Origin of the sequence: Paraglaciecola mesophila KMM 241 (assembly GCF_000315015.1) — a bacterium.
GTDB classification, from domain to species: domain Bacteria; phylum Pseudomonadota; class Gammaproteobacteria; order Enterobacterales; family Alteromonadaceae; genus Paraglaciecola; species Paraglaciecola mesophila.
In genome coordinates, this window is the sequence record NZ_BAEP01000066.1 from 1 (window position 1) to 1821 (window position 1821).

A 1821-nucleotide genomic window follows, 5' to 3' on the forward strand; every position below is an offset into this window, starting at 1 on the left:
TAACTTTTTTACCCAATTGGAGGGTGAGAAGCCCTATGGTACCTGACAATTTACCTACATCTTATACGGCCTAGACTTATCGATTTACCCTAATGAGGGATGAGAAGTGGAATGGGATTTGATACATTGCTACTAATTAATAACTAGTGCCCGTCTTCTTTTAAGATACCGTGATAATCTATGCCCATGAATACTAAAACAACTCATACACTGACTTCGTATCAACAAGCTGTTCTTGGCGAGATGGGCATTGTTGCCTGGTACCCTCAGGGCTCAGAGCCTAAAACTAGCCAGTTAAACTCGCAAGATGCAATTCGTTCAAATACTGCCCCCGCAAAAACTACTGACAGCAAAAAGACCAGCCCAGTACCTGATGCTATAAAGCGCTTTAAAACTCAATCAGCCGTAGATTCAACATCAGCATCAACATTAGATAAAAAATTAGTGCCGAAAAGTCTCGTGCTAGGTGTGGGGCTAGCCGAATTGCCTGAAAAATTCTTGAATGATGTTTTATCTAGCGTTGGTATTTCAAAAGAAAATTACAAGCAGATAACAGATGCCCAGTGTAGTCAGTACGATGGGTATCCATTTGCGTGGCAGGTTGGTGATGACGTGATGTTAGAGGGAAGATTACTAACAACCCCTTCATACGGTAATGGTTTCTCGTCTACCACCAAAAAACAGCTGTGGGCGATCTTGTCTGGTTTCAAGCACAATAATGACTGATTTACTTCAGCTCAATCAAGATAATTACCGATGTGCCTTTGTCATCCATTGTCAGGGGCACAGTCACCCTTGGTCTGAACCTGTGTTTGCTGATTGCTTGACTGATAATTATCAAGCCTATGAGTTGCTGCAAGACGGTATGTGCGCAGGCTTATACGTCGGATTATTTGTGCTTGATGAAGCGACTTTGATGGATATAGTAGTTGGCGAAGCGTTTCGCGGTCGAGGGCTAAGTAAGGTGTTGATGTCACATTTTTTAGCGTTATGTGTAGATAAAAACATGCATTGCGTTTGGTTAGAAGTGAGGGCATCAAATGTTGCCGCAATAGGCTTATATCAAGCATATGGTTTCGAGCAAATAGAGTGTCGTAAAGACTACTATGAAACGCAGGATGGACGAGAAGACGCGCTGATGATGAAGTTAGCACTGGGGGCTGAACCTCAATTATAGCAAAAATCGATGAAGCCCTTGCGGGCTTCACATCAAAACATTATCTACGAGCTGAAGAAATGTTTAACTGTTGAGTAGGATCTTGACGTTCGATCGCTAACTTAACAAACTTAGATGAGTTGTAGTTACAACCTACGCACATCGCAATGAACTGATTCATGCTAGGACTACCAATTTCTTTTTCCCAGTTTTCATAGGTCTTACGTGTTTTAACGTTAGCAAGTTTTGCCATTTTAACCGTGGTTAAGCCAGCGTCTTGTCTCATTTTTCTTAGATCTGCACCTGTGATATACATGCTTTTATTCCTCATAATATTATTGAAACTACAACAGAGCTAAAACAGCATATAAAAAAACTCTGTTTTTCTATTGTCAGGCGCAGTGTATGCCAACAAATGTGGATTGGATTCCACAAGGTGAATTAATTTCACATTATTTATGAAGGCTATGGGCAGAATCGTTACCAGCGTTTTATATACCCATGGGGAAGTTAAGCCCCACAGAGTGAGGCTTAATCTACTTGATGAACTGATATGTCGTTAGTTTGCTTAGCTTATATCTTTGTTTTATTTAGCTAAGTGTTAGGCAAAAGCGGGTGGTTTGCTTTTACCAGCATTCATGGCAATAACGGGCGGTTTCATTTTA

3 protein-coding genes are annotated in these 1821 nt (G+C 40.9%); 2 read left to right on the top strand and 1 reads right to left on the bottom strand.

What is annotated here, in order from left to right:
* The first annotated feature begins 186 nt into the window (after window positions 1-186).
* Both GMES_RS16310 and rimI read left to right on the top strand, forming a co-directional pair.
* Window positions 187-726 carry a hypothetical protein gene (locus GMES_RS16310; protein ID WP_039987664.1) on the top strand — a complete coding sequence of 180 codons (540 nt, stop codon included), beginning with the start codon at window positions 187-189 and terminating at the stop codon, window positions 724-726.
* Complete coding sequence (rimI, locus tag GMES_RS16315; protein ID WP_006993852.1) at window positions 719-1177, top strand: ribosomal protein S18-alanine N-acetyltransferase; 459 nt, start codon at window positions 719-721, stop codon at window positions 1175-1177. Before GMES_RS16310 ends, rimI begins: the two co-directional genes overlap by 8 nt.
* Window positions 1178-1217: 40 nt before the next feature.
* On the opposite strand, the gene GMES_RS16320 is transcribed toward rimI, so the two are convergent.
* The gene (locus GMES_RS16320; RefSeq protein WP_006993853.1) at window positions 1218-1472 is read right to left on the bottom strand and encodes a helix-turn-helix domain-containing protein; all 255 of its coding nucleotides are present in this window, start codon (window positions 1470-1472) and stop codon (window positions 1218-1220) included.
* Window positions 1473-1821: the final 349 nt, after the last annotated feature.